The organism is Phaeodactylibacter xiamenensis (assembly GCF_965229835.1).
Classification (GTDB): Bacteria; Bacteroidota; Bacteroidia; order Chitinophagales; family Saprospiraceae; genus Phaeodactylibacter; species Phaeodactylibacter xiamenensis.
Genome location: NZ_OZ245931.1, coordinates 4,028,132 through 4,044,214, shown reverse-complemented (window position 1 = coordinate 4,044,214; position 16,083 = coordinate 4,028,132). Strand labels below are relative to the sequence as shown.

Genomic DNA, 16,083 nt, shown 5'->3' with positions numbered 1-16,083 from the left:
ACACCCTGCTATACGCAATACGAAGTGGTCACCTACTGGCGCTGACGGCCAGCACGGGGAACGATAAATGTCGGGTCGTTGATCCAGACATTCATCGTCTGGAATCTTGGATTTGCGACATCGGCCACTGACGAAGCATAGCTTGTCAGGACAGGCCGCTGATGAAGTCAAGCTTATCAGGGCAAGCGCAAGCCACTTCCCAGCGTAAATGCTGACCTGCCTGCCGAAGTACCGACACGCAGGCAGGCATTGAGTAGGTTTGCTGTGGCAAACCACTTAATCGTCAGTATAATCCTCTCAATACCCGGGGCAACCGACTTCTAGGAGTCGCATCTTTCTAACCCGGGCAACACCTGCAGAGCCGACTTCTTGGAAGCCGCAGGTTGCTAACCTCTGCATCAGCTGTGTAACTGACTTCATAGAAGTCACATGTTACTAACCCCGGCGACACCCGCGTGATCGACTTCGTAGAAGTCGCACCCAGCCCGTATCACCCGGACCAGCTACTAATACTGCAGAATAATAACCGGCTTCGTCTCCACGCTATTCCCCCTGAAGACTTCCACCACGTACATCCCCGCCTGCCAGCGGCTGACATCCACCTGCAGCTGCTTTTCGCGGAAGCGCGCCGGCGTATCGTTATTGCGGTACACCAGCTGCCCCAGCGCATTGTAGATGCGGAACTCATAAGGCTCAAAGTCCGGCGTCTCGTACTGAATAGTCAGTTGGTCCCGCGCCGGGTTAGGGTAGATATTGAGCAAGCCCAGGTCGCCCGTACTGCCCCCGCAGGCATCGCTCAGCAGGTTCATGGCACTGCGCACATTGAGGCGGCCGCCCGTAGCAGTAATATCTGCATAAGCCGGGAAGCGGTCCACGCTTTCTTCCAGAATGGAGCGGATAAACAGAGCCGTCTCCCGGGGCTTGGTCAGCGCATCAGTAGACAAAAACTCACAAGGCATACTGTACAGCAGGCCAATCGCACCGGTAAGGTGAGGAGCCGCTGCAGAGTTGCCGCCGAATAAAGCATATCGGTTGAACGGCGCTACCGTGTAGGATCCCTCCCCCGGCGCAGCCATGTCGATCGCCACCTTTCCGTAGCCTGAGCGGGTGAAGCGCTCCTCATCTTCTGTGCTGTTGAGCACCGTAATGATGAAGTCGCTCTCACAGGAGGTCGGCATATCGCCCACCACATCAACGTCCAGGTCTTTATTGGCAGTGCCCGCACCCGTAAGAACGCCCGCTTCGCCCAGCAGGTCATACATATTGCCCCAGATCGGGTATTCCGAACAGAAAAACGGATCCACCAGGCCAAAGGAAGCATTGGTAGCCACCACGAAAGCGCCTTCCGCGCCCAGGGTTTCGTTATAGCGCTGCCGTTGTTCGAGCACATATTCGTAGGCCGAAACGATGCCAGCCACAGAGCCGATGCTCAGGTACATAATTTTTGAATTCCAGCACACCCCGGCTATCCCTTTGTCGTTGTTCGCCGTTGCTGCCAGTATGCCAGAGACGCGCAGCCCGTGATCGTCATAGGCGATGTCAGGGCCGTTGCCACGGAAGTCCCACCCATTGATGTCATCGACGTACCCGTTATTGTCGTTGTCAATGCCATCGCCGGGGATCTCGTGCGGGTTGGTCCAGATATTGCCAATGATGTCTTCGTGCGAAAGGTCAAAGCCGCTGTCGATGATCGCAATGACAATCGTATCGCCATTTACCGTAAGGCCGCCCTGCCCGAGGGCCCATACTTCCGGCAGGCCGATGCGCCCGGCACCCCACTGCAAATCATAATCAGGATCATTGGGGGTAGTCCGGAAATCGACCTTGTAGTTGGCATGTTGGTAAAGGACTTCAGGTTGGGCTTCCAGCCATTGCGACAGCGCATCCGCGGGGCAGCGGGCAGGGTCGAACTCCAGCAGGTGGATGTTCAGGCTGCGGGCCACTTCCCTCTTTTGGAAAACTGCACCGTCAAAGGCCGCATTGGCACGTTTGAGCAGAGGTTGGAGTGCGGTGCCCTCCTTCAGCTGCAGCAGGCGCTGATTTTCAATCTTTCCGGTTTGAGCATCTGCCGGCTGCGCCTGAGCGGTCAGGCTGAACAGGCTGAGGGCAAGGATAAGGTACAAGTATTTCATGGGCCGTCTGTCTTTGAATCATGTGCAGGGCAATGCACGCCCCGCACCACAAAGATAACGGATTCTGCTCAACCGCATTGCCGTGAAATGGACATTAACGCCCCCGCAGCGCCCTGAAGTAGTCCGGGCTTTTCAGCAAACGGCTGCCGTACCAGGAGAAAAGCTCCCCGTCGATCAGCTGAATGTCCGAAGTCGGGCAGGCCGCCTGTAGCTCCGCGATGTGTTTTTCCTTGAACGGATAGGGTTCTGAAGAGAGTAAAATGACCTCCGGCTCCCGGGCAGCAATCGCATCGAGGCTCACCTCCGGGTAGCGGCGCTCCCGTGAGAAAACATTGCTAAAGCCCGCCCGCTGCAGCATCTCATCAATAAAGGTCTCCCGGCCCGCCACCATGTAGGGGTCGCGCCAAATCAGATAAGCTGCGCTCACCTGCGGCAGGCGCTGTATCTGCTGCCCAAGAGCGATGAAGGCCCCGTTGATCTTCCCGGCCAGCTCCTCGGCTGCCGGTTGGCGGTCCGTGAGCAAACCGATGGTGCGGATCATGTCCAGGGCATCTTCCAGGTCTTCGATATCGCTCATCCACACCGGGTAGTCCTTTTCCAGGGCGCGGATATCCTCCGGGCTGTTCTCTTCCTTGTTCCCGATGATGAGGTTGGGGGAAAGGTCGGCGATGACCTTCATTTTGACTTCCTTGGTACCGCCCACGCGGGTTTTGCTGCGGAACCAGTCTTCCGGGTGCACACAAAACTTCGTGATGCCCACTACGGCCTCATTGAGGTTGAGGGCAGACAGCAGCTCCGTTTGTGAAGGCACCAGGGAGACAATCCGCAGCGGGGGCGCCGGCAGTTGCACCTTGCGCCCCATTTGGTCAGTTACGATTGGTGGCATAGGTTAATGCTCTACGCCCCCTTTGCCATGCACGTGGCCATGCTCCACCTCTTCCTCGGTGGCATCGCGTACCTCCTCAATACGGCCGGAGAAGTACAAGTCGACGCCCGCCATAGGGTGGTTGAAATTCATTTGTACCTGCTCATCGCCCACTTCCATGACCGTGCCCAGGAGCTGATTGCCTTCGTTGTCGCGCATGGGGATCACGCGGCCCACCTGCAGCAGGTCTTCCGCCAGTTCTCCGTCCACCACAAAAGCTTCTGTGGGAATAGGCGCAATAGCCTCCGGGTCGTAGTCGCCGTATGCCTCCGCACTCGGGATGCCAAAAGCGAAGGTGTCGCCCTGCTCCATGCCGGAAAGCTCCTTTTCAAATTTCGGGATCATAGCGCCCACACCGTAGAGGAATACGAGGGGCTCGCTGCCGAAGGTCTCTTCCACTAAGTCGCCTTCCGCACTTTTTTCCTGTAATTTATAATGCAAGGTGACGACCTTGTGCTTGTCAATTTTCATATCAAAAACGAATAAATTAGGTAATTGCGGAAAGGTAGTTAAATTATGGTAGCTTTTGAAAAACTGGGTGGGCTACCCCCGAAAAGTCTGTATTTTAGCTCCGATCATACATTATACTGACGATTAAGTGGTCTCCGATAAAGATCGGAGCAGCAAACCTGCTGAATGCCTGCCTGCGTGCCGGTACTTCGGCAGGCAGGTCAGCATTCACGCTGAGAAGTGGCTTGCTACATCAGTCCGTGACGAAGCGTAGCTTGTCAGGACTGGCGCAGACCCCTTCGTATGGCGTATAAAGCGATAACCAACCATGAATACGAATACCCCGAATGTGCGCAAAGAAGCCTATCAGTTACGGCAGGCCTTTCAGTTTGATAAAGCCCGGGCCCTGCTGCAGGAAGCCCTGAGCACCGACCTGCCCCCTGCTGAGCGCTGGTCCCTGCACTACGATCTCGGCAAAGTGCATCAGGATCAGTTTGAAATGGAGCAGGCCCTGCACCACTATCATGAGGCCATCAACGGATTGGAAGCCTCCGGGGAAGGCCCTTCCCTCTTCCTCGCCCGCCTGTATGGCGCCTGCGGGCTGATCCATCAGGATGAAGGCCGGGAGGAGGAGGCATTGGAGTGCCACCACCGGGCAGTGGGCCTGCTGCAGCAGCTCCCGGAAAGCGAAGCGGCGTTCTTCCTGGCCTCCAACCACAAATACCTGGGGGAACTGTATCAGGAACAGGAGGAGCTGCCCAAATCCAGAGAACACTACCGGTCGGCCCTGCCCCTCCTGCAACAACACCTGGGCAAGGGCGAAGGCTTTCTCTACCTCGAAGCCGCCACCGTCGCCCTGCAGCTCGCCGCCGTGGAACTGGAGCTCTACCTGCAGGGCAAAGGCCGCACCACCGCCGCCGCCATCCGGCAATTGCTCACCGGCGCACAGTCGTGGCTGGAGGAGCTCGATGCTGAAGACTCCATCGTGGAGCAGCGCACGGCGGACCTGCAGCGGCTGAGTTTTATGGTAGATAAGGTGGAGGGCTAAAAAAAACAGGCTGACCGGGGCCGGCCATGCGTTCAGTTGTAATCCGGCAATTTGTATTCCTGGTCGATAGACGAGACCATTGCCGAAAACACAGCGTCTTCCCGGTGGAAAAAAAGCGAGAGCCGCAAATCATCATTGGCAGGAGAAGGCAATTGTATAAGATGCGCCTGCTGTGCCGAAACGTATTGCAGCAGCTTTGGGGTGTCCACCCGGGTGAGCCTTGACTGGGGGCGCAAGTAACCGGGGAGCTCTGCCAACAGCCCGGCAGGTGAAAAGGCAGCCGCCTGTGGCAGGATGCAGCCGAAATTAAAACGGGCATGATGGTGCCGTTCAACAAGGTAAGGGATGTTATCCCGGCTGCCCTCAATGGCCGCGCACAGCAGGGAATACCCCTCACTGATTTTCAGTTCCGCTTCCCACACCTCCTCCGGGTTCAGTCGGCCCAATTTCAGCTCCCGGTAAAGCATTTTTCTTCGGCTGCGCAGGGGGCGTATGGGCTGCGGCTTGCTTTCGATGTAAAACAAAAAAAGCTGATAGCTTTCCAGCGCATCATGAAAAATGGAGTACTGCAGGGCGGAGAAGTCACTGCTGGTTAAGCTCAGGACGTGGTAAAGGACATGCTCGTAGGCATGCAGTTCCTGTGCAACCGGCGTTTGTTGCGGGAACTGCTCCTGGTTGACTGGGCTGTGCTGGACCGATACCATGGCTTCAATAATGTGGTGCGTTATCTATGCGGTTTGAGCAGCCACTGCCTGCAAAAAAGCAGGTGGCTGGCAGACAGGGCCAATATACACGGTTTTAGGGACAAATGCCTTTCAAGTCAGGTGGCGGCTTTGGCGTTGCCGCCCGTCCTCAGGCCGCGATTCCGCAATCGCCGCCTGCGTTGTCGCTTTGGAACGATGGGCGGTTGGGATGCCGGCTTGCAAAAAGGGCCGGATTTGCCTAAATTACCCATTCATACCATTAATGCTTATGAGCACTGCCGAACGCAAACTGCGCCTGACCAAAATACTCCTGGAAACGGACGATGAAGCCACCCTGCAGGCGGTGGAGCACACCCTGGCTGAGCAACACGAGCGCCTGGCCCGGTACTGGGACGTCATTCACGCGCTCGACTGGTCGAAGGAAGGCGATGATGCAGCAGTCCTCGCTCCTGCCATAGCGCAGCTCAGCCAATTTCAGGAAGCCGACATCCTCGGCTTTTACGACTGGTTTGCCGGGCAACTCTATCACCTCGACGGTCGGGACTACGCCGAAGCCTCTGTGGCAGAGGACGAATCCCTGTCTGCCGATCTCTTTCTGTACGCCCGCTGCGCTGTGCTTGCCAACGGCCGTACCTTCTACGAGCGGGTCCGCGCCAACCCCGTCCTCTTCCCAAAAGACCTCTACTTCGATGCCCTGCTGCGCCTTCCTGAAGCGGCCTATGATCTGCGGACCGGGCAGCCGCTGCCAAGAGCGCCGAAGTATATTTATGAGACGGGGTTTAATGTGGAGGGGTGGGGAGATGAAGCGATTGTATTATGAAAAAGCACGGGAATAGCCTGGGTAACAAAAACCCACATCATCTTTATGAGATCAGGGATCAACAGGAAAAAGATGTTTTCAAATACGGTATTTCTGATGATCCCGTTGATGACGATGGTCTGTCAAACAGACTACGTGGTCAATTGAGGTTTATGAATCTTGTTGCTGGTTTTACCCGTTTTTTAGGCAGGATACTTATTTCAGGAATTCAGGGGCGCCAAAAAGCACGTGCTTTGGAAGATGAGTATATTGATAAGTATATTGAAGACCACGGACGTCGTCCAAGAGGCAATATTAGAGGCGGTAAAAAGTAGAAGCAACGACAAGGTTCGCAATCACTAACTATATCAGGTCGTATAAAAATATAGCATGCAAGGCCTACTTGAAAAATTCCAAAGCCTCGGGCGCTACAAAGACAGCGCTCCGCACAAACCACTTCTGGTGCTGGCGCTCTTGGACTGGACGGAAACGCTGAAGCTGGAGGAAAATCGCATTCCGATCAATAGTGGGCTGTTTGAGCGCTTTGAATACTACTGGGACGAGCTACATGGCAACAAAGGCAGCAAACGAATACACTATCCGCTGCTGTATTTAAAATCTGACGGGCTGGGATGGCAGGTCATTGTGAATGGCGGGCAACTGTCTGAGGAAAAAAGCAAAACCTACTTGGAGAAGCAGGGCGCAACGGGGCAGTTCTCCGAAGAAGTATGGAGCTTCCTCCAAAAGCAGGAGCACCGTGACCTGGTGCGGCTGGCTATTATGGAAACGTACTTCCCGGAAAAGCAGGCAGTAATCTTTCCAAGCCATAAACCTTATTCTCTGGAAAGCTACGAGCTGGAATTCTTTGAAGAGCCCATGGCCAAATACCAAAGTAAAATGGTTTATCAATCCGGATTTGTGCGTTCTTCCCTCTTCAAGATCCGGCTGCTTGGGTTGTACAAAAACACCTGTGCCATGTCCCGCATGCACGTTGACCCACCTAAAAGTCTGCTGCAAGCCTGCCATATCGAGCCGCACGCCGTAGCCGGCAATGACCGGGTAACGAATGGCATTGTGCTTTGCGCCAATCTGCACGCTGCATTTGATTACGGCTATGTGGGGATCAGCAAGGATTACCACATTATGGTGAATCACAAGCTGTTCGAGGAATCAGCCAGCGACTACAGCCTGAAGCAGTTGGAGGGTAAGAAGCTGTGGCTGCCGGAGCAGGAGCGGTTTTGGCCGGGGCAGGAGGGGTTGGGGTGGCATAGGAGAAAATTCTTTTATCAAGACCGCAATTGACACATTACATTCACTATTGGCTCTGAGATATGATCTTTTTATCCTATTTTACCGGTTCGCTAAGAGCGGTCCAATGGCTAAGAAATTCGAGGAGTATGATGAATTGAATCCTTGAGTTTAAAACTACGTATAACTACAAAATTACAGTACGCTCTGAAAACGATGAAATATCAGCAAATCTAGCTGGGCAACCACTTTGAAGTAAAATGAATCAAAACCCGGAACAAATAGCGCGTGATCGGATTGACCAAATGCTCAAAGCATCTGGCTGGGTGGTTCAGCACAAGAATCAGATAGATTTCAGTGCAGGCCCAGGCGTTGCTGTACGAGAATATCTCACAGAGGCAGGACCAGCAGATTACGTATTATTTGTGGATCGCAAACCCGTTGGCGTAATTGAGGCGAAACGCGAGGAGGAAGGTCAGAACATAACTGTAGTTGAACAACAGTCGACAGATTACGCTACTAGCAAGCTGAAATATATTGATAACGAGCCGCTTCCTTTAATCTATGAATCCACCGGCGTGATTACTCGCTTCACGGATGCAAGAGACCCAAAACCGAGGTCGAGGGAAGCCTTTTCTTTTCTGCGCCCTGATACGATTCGAGAGCGCCTGAAGCAGCACAAAACGTTCAGAGACCGGCTGCATGATATGCCTGAGCTTGAAAGAGACAATCTTCGTGCCTGTCAATTCGAAGCGATCACTCGATTAGAGCAATCCTTTAAAGAAAATAGGCCCAGAGCTTTGGTGCAAATGGCTACCGGAGCTGGAAAGACCTTTACTGCCATTTCTGCCATATACAGATTACTGGAATATGCCGATGCTAAGCGAATTCTTTTCTTGGTAGATACCCGGAACCTCGGAGAACAGGCCGAACAGGAATTCATGGCCTTTACACCACCGGGGGAGAATAGAAAATTTACTGAACTCTACACGGTGCAGCGATTGAATTCAAGGTTTGTCAACCCAGATGCCAAAGTTTGTATCAGTACCATACAGCGGCTTTATTCCATTTTGAAGGATGAGGAACTAGACGAGAAATCAGAAGAGGAGAATCCGAACGAAACAGACTGGCGGCCTAAAGAACCATTACCCGTAGTCTACAATGAAAAAGTTCCGGTGGAGTTTTTTGATGTCATCATCATTGATGAGTGCCACCGGTCTATTTACAACTTGTGGAAACAGGTTTTAGACTATTTTGATGCCTTCCTGATTGGCTTAACCGCTACTCCTGACAAAAGAACCTTTGGTTTCTTTAATGAAAATGTAGTGAGCGAGTACCCGCATGAAGATGCCGTGGCGGATGGTGTTAACGTTACCTACGACACCTATGTGATTGAAACGCGAATCACTAAAAGCGGTGCCATCATCGAGGCTAAAGAGTATGTAGATAAACGAGAGAAACTGAGTAGAAAGAAACGTTGGGAACAGGTCGATGAGGAAGTCATCTATACCGGGAAGCAACTTGACAAAGATATTGTCAACCCCAGTCAGATAAGAAATGTGATCAAAGCATTCAAGCAGAAGCTGCCCGAGATTTTCCCCAGAAGAGAAGAGGTTCCCAAGACGCTCATTTTTGCTAAGACTGATAGCCACGCCGACGATATTATTCAGGTTGTGCGGGAAGAGTTTGGAGAAGGCAACAACTTCTGCAAGAAAGTGACCTACCAAACTCAGGAAGACCCCAAGTCCGTATTGGCTTCTTTCCGAAACGATTACTACCCAAGAATTGCAGTGACGGTAGATATGATCGCCACCGGCACCGATGTAAAGCCGCTAGAATGCCTGATTTTCATGCGGAATGTCAAATCCAAAGGATACTTTGAGCAGATGAAGGGGCGGGGAACCCGCACTATTAAGCTGGAAGACTTGAAAAAGGTGACACCTTCGGCTATTGCTACCAAAGACCACTTTGTGATTGTGGATGCCATAGGGGTGATGAAAACAGTAAAAACCGACAGCCGCCCTTTGGAACGTAAACGGTCCGTTGCTTTGAAAGACCTTTTGAATGCTGCCATGATGGGAAGCGTTGATGAGGATTTATTTGTTTCTTTGGCAGGGAGACTGGGTCGGATAGAAAAGCAGATTTCACCGGATGAAAAAGAAAAATTCAAAGCGCTAGCAAAGGGAAAGACGATCAATCAGATGATCAAAGACCTTCTGCATGTGTACGATCCTGATCAGGTGGATGCAAAGGCAAAGCGTATGTTTACTCATCCTACGCCAGCTCAGGAAGAAGAGGCAAGAGAGGCGCTTGCCCAAGAAGCGACCAAGCCGATTAATGGCCAACTCATTGAGTATATCGATAACGTCAAAAAGAGCTTGGAGCAGATTATAGATGTCGTCAATATCGATGAACTGGAATTTGCGGGCTGGGATACCGAGCAACAAGACAGGGCTAACCTCTTGATCAATGACTTCAAAGCCTACATTGAGGAGCACAAAGACGAGATCGTCGCTTTGAGCTGGTTCTATGCACAGCCCTACCAACGTAAATCCCTTACATTTGCTATGGTCAGAGCGTTGCTAGAAAAGATGAAGGCGGATAAGCCTGCCTTAGCCCCCTTGCGCCTATGGCAAGCATACGAGCAAATTGATAAGGTGACAGGGAAGAAACCGATCAATGAGCTGACCGCTTTAGTCAGCTTGATTAGAAGGGTAATTGGGATAGACGAAAAGCTAACTCCCTACAGCAAGACCGTGGATAAACGCTTCCAGGATTGGGTCTTCAAAAAGCAAGCTGGCCCCACAAAATTTACAGAAGAGCAAATGAATTGGTTGAGGATGATGAAAGCTCATATCGCCACTTCCTTTCACCTAGATAAAGATGACTTGGATTATAGTCCTTTTGATTCGAAAGGTGGTGTGATGAAAATGTGGGACTTGTTTGGAGAGGAGATGGATGGGATTATTCAAGAATTGAATACTGAATTGGTAGCGTAGATGAATATTGAGAGAACAATACCAGAAAGTTGGGAATCCGTAAACATTGAGGAGGTTACGATTCCACCATTGAAAACCAATAAGAAAAAGGAGGATCCAAGTGGGCAGTTTTTATATGTTGATATAAACTCGATAAATAATCAAATTCAGCGGATAGAAGAGCCTAAGAGTTATACTTGGATGGATGCTCCATCGAGGGCACAACAAATACTTAAGACTGGTGACACAGTATTTTCTACTGTAAGACCATATCTAAAGAATATCGCGATTGTTGACGAAAGGTTAAATAATCAAATTGCAAGTACAGGTTTTTGTGTTGTTAGACCAATCCAAATTCACCCAAAGTACATATACTATTTTTTAACAACTAACTCATTCATCCAAAAGGTTAACAGACTGGCAAAAGGTACAAGCTATCCAGCAGTTACCAATCAAGTTATTTATGATCAAGAACTACCGTTGCCTCCCCTCAACGAGCAACACCGCATCGTAGCCAAAATCGAAGAGCTCTTCAGCGAACTGGATAACGGCATTGCCAACCTCCAACTGGCGCAGCAGCAACTCAAGGTCTACCGGCAGTCTTTGTTGAAAGCGGCTTTTGAAGGGAAGTTGACGGAGGAATGGCGTAAGCAGCATAATCCGGAACCGGCAGAAAAGCTTTTGGAGCGCATCAAAGCAGAACGGCAGGCGCGTTATGAGCGGGAAGTTGAGGAGTGGAAGGCGGCGGTGAAGGAATGGGAGGAAGGGGGGAAGGAAGGGAAGAAGCCTTTAAAACCAAGGAAACTAAAGCCTCACCTGAGCCTCAACAAAGATGAATTAGCATTATGTTCTGAAATTACAACAGATTGGTTGCTACAAAAGGTCGGGAACATATGTGAAGTGAAAGGAGGGAAACGATTACCAAAAGGTGCTAAGTATGCTGATGGCAAAACAGCACATCCGTACCTAAGGGTTACAGATTTTGGAAACTTTACAATCGACAAGCAAGATCTAAAGTTTATATCCGAATCAACCCACAAGAAAATAGAGCGATATACAATTCAAAAAGATGATACTTATATTTCGATAGCTGGAACCATTGGTGTTACAGGTGTAATACAAGATGACCTCGATGGAGCTAACCTTACTGAGAATGCAGCAAAGCTGACGAATCAAGTTTTTTTGAACAATCGCTATATGGCCTATTTTTTAGGATCTCAATTTGCACAGAATCAAATCCGCTTAAAAACCAAAGCAACCTCTCAACCTAAATTGGCTTTATACAGAATTGAAGAAATAGTAATACCAGTTCCTACCTTAAATGAACAAGCTGAAATAGTGAATGAGATTGAGGCACAATTATCCAGAATTGAAAATGCAAGCTCATCCATAGAGAAGGATTTGAAGAAAGCAGAACTGACAAAACAGAGTGTCCTTAAAAAAGCCTTTGAAGGTAAGCTTGTTGCTCAAGACCCAAGAGATGAGCCTGCCTCGGTACTACTGGAGCGAATCAAAGAACAGAAGGCGAAGTATCTGTCAGAGCAGAAGAAGTTGAAAAAGACACGAAAAAAGAAAGAACACAAAATGGCTAAAAAACTATCCGTTGAAGAAGTGCTAAAAGCTGCCAAGAAACCCATGGAAGCAAAATTGGTATGGAAAGAAAGCGAGCATCAAGATGATATAGAAAAATTCTATGCCGCACTCAAAGCACTTGGAGACAAGTTGATTGAGACAAAGACTGAAGATGGAGCAGAACTTTCGTTGAAGCAATGAGAATAGACAAAGTTTACATAGAAGATTTCAAGAACCTTAAAAAGTTCAGTATTGATCTGGATGAAAAGCAGATGAATACTGTTTTGCTTGGGCAAAATGCTACAGGTAAATCAAACTTCATTGAGGCATTGATCCAGATATTTAAGCACTTGGACTTGTCTACCTCAACTAGTAGAGTCTACCCTGATTTTAGTTACTATATAGCTTACCAATGCCATGGTAAGAAAATTGAAATTGACCATACCAAATCGAAGACATATGACATTAAAATAGAAGGTCTCAAATCGATCACCTATAAGGCATTTTTTAGCAAAGAAGGAAAGGCTCAGTACTTGCCAAAGTATGTGTTTACCTATTACTCAGGCGTTAGTAACAGGCTTGATGAGTTGTTCTGGAAGCACCAGGAAAACTTCTACAACCGAATTATTAAATCAGGTTTTGTCGGCTCCGATTTGGATGATCTGCGAAGGCTATTCTATGTAAAACAAATCCATAGCTTCTTCGTGTTGATGGCATTTTTCTCCCTTCCAAGGATGGAAAAACGTTCAAGAGAATTCTTGAATAATATATTGGGAATTGAAGACCTGGAGTCTGTTCTGTTCGTCTTGAAGAAAGCAAATTGGAACAATGAGAGAGGGGATCCTCGATTCTGGGGTGCGGATGGTTTAGTAAAAGATTTCCTGTCGGTTCTGTGGGACTATTCCCTTGCTCCTATCTATGAAGAGAAATCCGTAAAGATTGATTTTAGAAGAAACGAAACCCAAAATCGCCTCTATTTATACCTTAAAGATAAAGCTCAACTTAAAGCCTTCGCCAAAAAGTACTTTGACATCAACCAAGAAAAGCCTAACAATACGTTCTTATTCAAGGCCTTGGAAAGCACCTATATCTCAGATATGCTTGAAGAAGTCAAGGTCGTAGTAAAAAAGAAGAAAGACGGCAAAGTGACTTTCAAAGAGCTCAGTGAGGGAGAACAGCAGCTACTTACGGTTATTGGTCTTTTAATTTTCACCAGAGAAGACGAATCACTAGTATTATTAGATGAGCCCGATACCCATTTGAACCCATTGTGGAAGTATGATTATCTGCACTTTTTAAAAACGCTGGTTAAGTCGAAAGAAAAACTTCAAGCGGACGAAGGTGTAGAAGACAACGAGGAAGATGAAACGACTCAGATAATAATCAATACACACGATCCATTAATGATCGGAAGCATGGTCAAGTCTCAGGTGAGGTTGTTTGGAAAAGATGGTCCAAAGGCCTCTTCGAACGAAATTATGGATAGATTTGATGAGTTGCGAGCACAATCAAAAAATGAAGCCATAGAGCCAGACGTAGACCCTCAAGGGCTTGGAGTTGCGGGTATTCTTCGAAGCGAGCTATTCGGATTAAAGACTGTGTTGGATAGGGAAACCAACCTTCTCTTGGAAGAGAGAAATAGATTGATGTATAAACAATCAAAAGGCGAAACCACTGAAAAAGATTTGGAACGCTTGGAGGAACTATTTGATATACTAAGTAGGAAAGGCTTCAATCAAACGTTCAGAGACCCCTTGTTTGAGGAATATATTGTTGAACGTATGAAAAACCTACTTGAATAATGTTATTCGTTGACATTGATAGAATCCCACTCGACCCTTATAAAAAGGGGAAATGGATGGAAAAGGCTGAAAATTTGCTTGAAAAGCTTGAGAATGCTGGCTCCAAAAAGGAAAGGGATGAAATAATCGATAAGAATGGTAGATACTGGAAGCTCTTTAAGGAGCACTTAAAAAAAGTATCGTTCAAAAAATGCTGGTATTCTGATTCCATCAACCCTGCTTCGCATTATCATGTAGACCATTTTAGGCCGAAGAAAAAAGTTGTCAATTTTGATAAAACTGAACGCGATGGGTACTGGTGGTTAACATTTGAGTTTTCTAATTTTAGGCTTGCTGGGAGTGTTCCGAATACCAAAAAGGGTAGTCACTTTGCAGTTAGGCAAAACATGGTTACAAATCAGGGAAATTGTAGAGATGAAATAATCTACTTTTTAGATCCACTGATTTTAGAAGATACACAATTAATAAATTTTCAAGAAGACGGTCATGCTATTGAGAGCGCACCGCAGGATGAAGAACCCTGGAATTACCAAAGGGCAAATTATACGATAGAATATTACGATTTAAATTATGAAGATTTGGTTGAAGCTCGGATGGTTGAATGGGGAATCACAGCTAAGCTGGTTAAAAAAATCAATGAAAAAAATTTAGAGTTCAATCAGAATCCTTCAGCTGACTTAAGAGCCGAAATCAAAGGGTTAAAGGACCGATGTCGAGAAAGAATTGCATCATGCTCAAATCTTTCTTCAACCAATAGAGCCTGCCTCCGGGCATCAGGAAAAAGATGGGCATATGACTTACTTGAAGAAAATGTAGACTCCAAAATTTGTAACGATAGATAAATGACAACCAACAACTTAATCGCCAAAATATGGTCCTTCTGTGACACCTTACGGGATGACGGCGTCAGCTACTCCGATTATCTGGAACAGCTCACTTTTTTGTTATTCCTCAAAATGGCCGATGAACAGGAGAAAGGCCCGAAGAAAAGAGCTTCGGGGATTCCGGATCAATACAAGTGGGATACGTTGTATTCCAAGAGTGGGGTCAAGCTGGAAACGCACTACATCGAGCTGCTACGAGAGTTGGGCAAGCAAGAGGGTATGCTGGGACAGATTTTCACCAAGGCACAAAATAAGATTCAGGATCCCGCCAAGTTACATCGGCTTATCCAAATGATTGGTAAAGAAACTTGGGTCAGCATGGATGCTGATGTAAAGGGCGACCTTTACGAAGGGCTTCTCGAAAAAAATGCGCAGGATACTAAGAGCGGTGCCGGACAATACTTCACGCCGAGGGATTTGATCCAAGTCATCGTGGAATGCATCCGCCCAGAGCCAAAGAAGACCATTGCCGATCCGGCTTGCGGTACTGGTGGATTCTTCTTATCAGCCTATGATTTTCTTACGGACGAAAACAATTTTAAGCTAGATAAAGAGGAAAAGAAGTTTCTCAAGGAAGAAACCTTCCACGGTTGGGAGATCGTAGCCTCTACCGCTCGTATGGCATTGATGAACCTATTCCTGCACAACATCGGTGAAGTCAATGCTGAGCCACCCATTAAGAGGGATGATGCTCTACTGACTAAACCAAGCGAGTTATTTGACTACGTACTGGCTAATCCTCCATTTGGAAAGAAGAGCAGTATCAAAATTACAAACGAGAAAGGGAAGGAAGAAGAGCTGACTTATAACCGGCAGGACTTCTGGGCGACAACCACGAACAAGCAACTCAATTTTTTACAGCACATCGTCCAGATGTTGAACACATCAGGTAAAGCCGCGGTGGTCTTGCCAGATAATGTACTGTTTGAAGGCGGTGTGGGTGAAACGGTACGTAAGAAATTATTGGAGAAGGTCGACCTGCATACCATTCTGCGTCTGCCCACCGGGATTTTCTATGCTCATGGCGTAAAAGCAAATGTGCTGTTTTTTGATGCAAAAAAAGCATCCAAGGCCCCATGGACAAAAGAGGTGTGGTTTTATGATTATCGAACCAACATCAGGCACACCTTGAAGAAAAATCCGCTGAAGTACGAGCACCTCAAAGAGTTCGTCGAGCTATACAATCCAAAGAACCGTCACGAGCGTAAAGAAACCTGGTCAGAAGAAAACAAAGATGGGCGTTGGAGAAAGTATTCCTACGAAGAGGTTCTTGCCCGGGACAAAACCAGCTTGGATATTTTCTGGCTTCGGGATGATAGCATGATCGACCTTGATAACCTTCCTGAGCCTGAAGATTTGGCACAAGAGATTGTTGAAAATATTGAATCGGCTCTGGAGAGTTTTCGGGAGGTGGCTTTGAAGTTGGAAGAGTAGGTATTGAAACCTATTGAGGGTTGATGATCGCTGGACATGATGCCCCTTTATCGATTACTAAGTAAAGGCTAAGCTTATTCCTCACTAGGGTTAATCCTGCACATAAG

Annotated in this window: 13 protein-coding genes; 9 read left to right on the top strand and 4 right to left on the bottom strand. The window is 48.3% G+C overall.

All coding sequences use genetic code 11. The features are described 5' to 3' along the window. Positions 1-506: 506 nt before the first annotated feature. The 3 genes from ACO08I_RS15340 to ACO08I_RS15330 form a co-directional block, all read right to left on the bottom strand. Positions 507-2,132, bottom strand: coding sequence for a S8/S53 family peptidase (locus ACO08I_RS15340; protein WP_282783174.1), 1,626 nt, complete (start codon positions 2,130-2,132; stop codon positions 507-509). 94 nt (positions 2,133-2,226) lie between these two features. Further along, complete coding sequence (locus tag ACO08I_RS15335) at positions 2,227-3,018, bottom strand: helical backbone metal receptor (protein WP_421946389.1); 792 nt, start codon at positions 3,016-3,018, stop codon at positions 2,227-2,229. A 3-nt stretch (positions 3,019-3,021) separates the two neighbouring features. Further along, positions 3,022-3,528, bottom strand: a complete 507-nt coding sequence (locus ACO08I_RS15330; RefSeq protein WP_282783177.1) for an FKBP-type peptidyl-prolyl cis-trans isomerase — start codon at positions 3,526-3,528, stop codon at positions 3,022-3,024. A 307-nt stretch (positions 3,529-3,835) separates the two neighbouring features. On the opposite strand from ACO08I_RS15330, the gene ACO08I_RS15325 reads away from it, so the two are divergent. Continuing rightward, positions 3,836-4,555: a tetratricopeptide repeat protein gene (locus ACO08I_RS15325; RefSeq protein ID WP_421946388.1), complete on the top strand. Its 720-nt coding sequence runs from the start codon at positions 3,836-3,838 to the stop codon at positions 4,553-4,555. A gap of 32 nt (positions 4,556-4,587) precedes the next feature. On the opposite strand, the gene ACO08I_RS15320 is transcribed toward ACO08I_RS15325, so the two are convergent. After that, positions 4,588-5,259, bottom strand: coding sequence for a hypothetical protein (locus ACO08I_RS15320; protein ID WP_282783180.1), 672 nt, complete (start codon positions 5,257-5,259; stop codon positions 4,588-4,590). A 268-nt stretch (positions 5,260-5,527) separates the two neighbouring features. On the opposite strand from ACO08I_RS15320, the gene ACO08I_RS15315 reads away from it, so the two are divergent. The 8 genes from ACO08I_RS15315 (at position 5,528) to ACO08I_RS15280 (ending at position 15,976) form a co-directional block, all read left to right on the top strand. After that, entirely contained in the window at positions 5,528-6,079 is a 552-nt protein-coding gene (locus ACO08I_RS15315; protein ID WP_421946387.1) for a DUF4240 domain-containing protein, read from the top strand. Further along, positions 6,076-6,393, top strand: coding sequence for a hypothetical protein (locus ACO08I_RS15310; protein WP_421946386.1), 318 nt, complete (start codon positions 6,076-6,078; stop codon positions 6,391-6,393). Before ACO08I_RS15315 ends, ACO08I_RS15310 begins: the two co-directional genes overlap by 4 nt. 55 nt (positions 6,394-6,448) lie before the next feature. Further along, positions 6,449-7,360: an HNH endonuclease gene (locus tag ACO08I_RS15305; protein ID WP_421946385.1), complete on the top strand. Its 912-nt coding sequence runs from the start codon at positions 6,449-6,451 to the stop codon at positions 7,358-7,360. Positions 7,361-7,566: 206 nt separating this feature from the next. Continuing rightward, positions 7,567-10,305: a DEAD/DEAH box helicase family protein gene (locus ACO08I_RS15300; RefSeq protein ID WP_421946384.1), complete on the top strand. Its 2,739-nt coding sequence runs from the start codon at positions 7,567-7,569 to the stop codon at positions 10,303-10,305. Continuing rightward, the gene (locus tag ACO08I_RS15295; RefSeq protein ID WP_421946383.1) at positions 10,306-12,057 is read left to right on the top strand and encodes a restriction endonuclease subunit S; all 1,752 of its coding nucleotides are present in this window, start codon (positions 10,306-10,308) and stop codon (positions 12,055-12,057) included. Then, positions 12,054-13,658: an AAA family ATPase gene (locus ACO08I_RS15290; protein WP_421946382.1), complete on the top strand. Its 1,605-nt coding sequence runs from the start codon at positions 12,054-12,056 to the stop codon at positions 13,656-13,658. Before ACO08I_RS15295 ends, ACO08I_RS15290 begins: the two co-directional genes overlap by 4 nt. Further along, entirely contained in the window at positions 13,658-14,500 is an 843-nt protein-coding gene (locus ACO08I_RS15285; protein ID WP_421946381.1) for a hypothetical protein, read from the top strand. The genes ACO08I_RS15290 and ACO08I_RS15285 overlap by 1 nt, the downstream gene beginning before the upstream one ends. Next, on the top strand, positions 14,501-15,976 hold the full coding sequence (locus tag ACO08I_RS15280) for an N-6 DNA methylase (RefSeq protein WP_421946380.1): 1,476 nt from the start codon (positions 14,501-14,503) through the stop codon (positions 15,974-15,976). The last annotated feature ends 107 nt before the right edge of the window (positions 15,977-16,083 follow it).

What these genes read in the sequence shown, in the direction of transcription:
- ACO08I_RS15280 (WP_421946380.1), top strand. Translation starts at nt 14,501, where the DNA reads ATGACAACCAACAACTTAATCGCCAAAATATGGTCCTTCTGTGACACC.
- ACO08I_RS15325 (WP_421946388.1), top strand. Translation starts at nt 3,836, where the DNA reads ATGAATACGAATACCCCGAATGTGCGCAAAGAAGCCTATCAGTTACGG.
- ACO08I_RS15290 (WP_421946382.1), top strand. Translation starts at nt 12,054, where the DNA reads ATGAGAATAGACAAAGTTTACATAGAAGATTTCAAGAACCTTAAAAAG.
- ACO08I_RS15300 (WP_421946384.1), top strand. Translation starts at nt 7,567, where the DNA reads ATGAATCAAAACCCGGAACAAATAGCGCGTGATCGGATTGACCAAATG.
- ACO08I_RS15310 (WP_421946386.1), top strand. Translation starts at nt 6,076, where the DNA reads ATGAAAAAGCACGGGAATAGCCTGGGTAACAAAAACCCACATCATCTT.
- ACO08I_RS15305 (WP_421946385.1), top strand. Translation starts at nt 6,449, where the DNA reads ATGCAAGGCCTACTTGAAAAATTCCAAAGCCTCGGGCGCTACAAAGAC.
- ACO08I_RS15340 (WP_282783174.1), bottom strand. Translation starts at nt 2,132, where the DNA reads ATGAAATACTTGTACCTTATCCTTGCCCTCAGCCTGTTCAGCCTGACC.
- ACO08I_RS15315 (WP_421946387.1), top strand. Translation starts at nt 5,528, where the DNA reads ATGAGCACTGCCGAACGCAAACTGCGCCTGACCAAAATACTCCTGGAA.
- ACO08I_RS15295 (WP_421946383.1), top strand. Translation starts at nt 10,306, where the DNA reads ATGAATATTGAGAGAACAATACCAGAAAGTTGGGAATCCGTAAACATT.
- ACO08I_RS15285 (WP_421946381.1), top strand. Translation starts at nt 13,658, where the DNA reads ATGTTATTCGTTGACATTGATAGAATCCCACTCGACCCTTATAAAAAG.
- ACO08I_RS15330 (WP_282783177.1), bottom strand. Translation starts at nt 3,528, where the DNA reads ATGAAAATTGACAAGCACAAGGTCGTCACCTTGCATTATAAATTACAG.
- ACO08I_RS15320 (WP_282783180.1), bottom strand. Translation starts at nt 5,259, where the DNA reads ATGGTATCGGTCCAGCACAGCCCAGTCAACCAGGAGCAGTTCCCGCAA.
- ACO08I_RS15335 (WP_421946389.1), bottom strand. Translation starts at nt 3,018, where the DNA reads ATGCCACCAATCGTAACTGACCAAATGGGGCGCAAGGTGCAACTGCCG.